The 2,386-nt window shown below is 74.6% G+C and carries 3 protein-coding genes; all 3 read right to left on the reverse strand.

The genetic code is table 11. The features are described from left to right. The coding region (trpD, locus tag HW445_RS27100; RefSeq protein WP_180223506.1) for an anthranilate phosphoribosyltransferase at window positions 1-840 on the reverse strand (840 nt) is incomplete at its 3' end. After that, a complete protein-coding gene (locus HW445_RS27105; protein WP_151775089.1) occupies window positions 837-1,457 on the reverse strand; it encodes an aminodeoxychorismate/anthranilate synthase component II in 621 nt (206 codons plus the stop codon). The genes trpD and HW445_RS27105, both read right to left, overlap by 4 nt. Continuing rightward, the coding region (locus HW445_RS27110) for an anthranilate synthase component I family protein (RefSeq protein ID WP_180223507.1) at window positions 1,454-2,386 on the reverse strand (933 nt) is incomplete at its 5' end. The genes HW445_RS27110 and HW445_RS27105, both read right to left, overlap by 4 nt.

A 2,386-nucleotide genomic window follows, 5' to 3' on the forward strand; every position in this document is an offset into this window, starting at 1 on the left:
CTCCCCCGCCAGGACCCGGCGGACGGTCTCGGCGTTCTCCGCCGCGTCGCCTCCGCGCAGGTCGGCGAGGGTGGCCGGGGCGATGCCGAGGTCGGCGGGGTCGAGGCGGTAGCGGGTGGTGCGGCCGCGGACGAGTTCGACCACCTGGGAGGGGGAGCAGGTGCTGAGCTCGTCCAGGCCGTCCTCGGCGCAGAAGACGAGGGCGTGTTCGGTGCCGAGGCGGTGCAGGACCTCCGCCATGACGTCCAGCAGCGCCGGGTCGGAGACGCCGAGGGTCTGGTAGCGGGCGCCGGCCGGGTTGCACAGCGGACCGAGCACGTTGAACACGGTCCGCACGCCCAGTTCCCGCCGCGGGCCCGCCGCGTGGCGGAACGCGGGCTGGAAGACCGGGGCGAACAGGAACGTGATGCCGGTCCCGGTCAGACACGCGGCCGCCTCGTCGGGGCCGAGGTCGATGCCCACCCCCAGGGCCTCCAGCACGTCGGCGCTGCCGCACGACGAGGAGGCGCTGCGGTTGCCGTGCTTGGCGACCGGCACCCCGCAGGCGGCGGCCACCACGGCCGCGGTGGTCGAGATGTTGAAGGTGTCGTGTCCGTCGCCGCCGGTGCCGCAGGTGTCGAGGACGTGGCCGTCGCCGGGCAGCACGGTCCCGAAGGCACGCGCGGTGGCGACGAGTCCGACGATCTCCTCGACGTCGGCGGGGCGGGCGGACAGGGCCATGGCGAAACCGGCGATCTGGGCGGGCGTGGCCTCGCCGCCCAGCACGGCGGCCATGGCCCGGCCCGCCTGTTCCCGGGTGAGCCGGCCTCCGTCGGCCAGGGTGCGCAGGGCCGTCTTCATCGGGCTGCCTCCTGCAGGAAGTTGACGACGATGTCCCGGCCCTGCTCGGTCAGCACGGACTCGGGGTGGAACTGGACCCCGTAGGTGGGGTGTTCGCGGTGGCGCAGGCCCATGACCGTGCCGTCCTGGGCCCAGGCGTTGGCGACGAGTTCGGCGGGCAGTGTGTCCGGGTCGACCGCCAGCGAGTGGTAGCGGGTCGCGGTGAACGGGTCGGGCAGCCCGGCGAGCACGCCGGTGCCGTCGTGCCGGACGCGGTCGGTCTTGCCGTGGACCGGTCCGACCCGGACCACGGCGGCGCCGAACGCCTCCCCGATCGTCTGGTGTCCCAGGCACACGCCGAGCAGCGGGATGCGCCCGCTGAGCTCCCGGACCGCGGCGAGGCTGACGCCCGCCTGGCCGGGGGCCCCGGGTCCGGGCGAGATCAGCACGGCGTCGTGCTCGGCGAGTTCCTCGACGGTGACGGCGTCGTTGCGGCGGACGACGGGTTCGGCGCCCGCCTCGGACAGGTACTGGACGAGGTTGTAGGTGAAGGAGTCGTAGTTGTCGACGACGACGACGCGGGGCGCGCCGCCGGCCCGGGCGGCCCGGGGCGCGGGAGCGGTGGCGAGGACGGTCACGCGTGCGCCTCCGCTCTCTCCACGGCGGCGAACAGCGCCTGGGCCTTGTTCAGCGTCTCGCGGTACTCCGCCGCCGGGTCCGAGTCGGCGACCACGCCGGCGCCGGCCTGGACGTAGGCCTGTCCGTCGGCGATGACGAGGGTGCGCAGGGCGATCGCCGTGTCCAGCCTCCCGCCCGTGCCGACGAAGCCGAGCGCGCCGCCGTAGACGCCGCGCCGCTCCTCCTCCAGCTCGGCGATGATCTCCATGGCGCGGATCTTCGGCGCGCCCGAGACGGTACCGGCGGGGAAGGTGGACCGCAGCGCGTCCAGCGGGGTGCGGTCCTCGGCGAGGTCGCCGCTGACCGTGGAGGACAGGTGCATGACGTGCGAGTAGCGCTCGACCTCCATCAGCCGTTCCACCCGCACGCTGCCGGGAGCGGCCACGCGGCCGATGTCGTTGCGGCCGAGGTCGACGAGCATGACGTGCTCGGCGCACTCCTTCGCGTCGGCCAGCAGCTCGTCCTCCAGCGCCCGGTCCGCCGCGGCGTCGACGCCGCGCCACCGGGTCCCGGCGAGCGGACGGGTCTCCGCCCGGCCGTCCTCGGCCTTCACCAGGAGTTCCGGGGAGGCGCCGATGACGTGACGGCCGCCACCGAGCACCAGGTGGAACATGTACGGGGAGGGGTTGACGGCGCGCAGGTGCCGGTAGACGTCGAACGGCTCGGCGTGCAGCGGCTTGCTGAACCGCTGCGACAGGACCACCTGGAAGATGTCGCCGGCCCGGATGTACTCGCGGGCCCGTTCCACCATCTCCAGGAACCGCTCCTCGCCGGTGTGCGCACGCCAGGCGGAACGGTCCTGCTCGTCGGCGGTGCGGGCGGGCGCGAGCGGCCGGGCGTCGAGCACGCCGGCCGGCAGCTCGCCCACCAGCCGCTCGCGCATGGCGGT

Origin of the sequence: Streptomyces sp. UH6 (assembly GCF_013421635.1) — a bacterium.
GTDB lineage: Bacteria > Actinomycetota > Actinomycetes > Streptomycetales > Streptomycetaceae > Streptomyces > Streptomyces abyssomicinicus.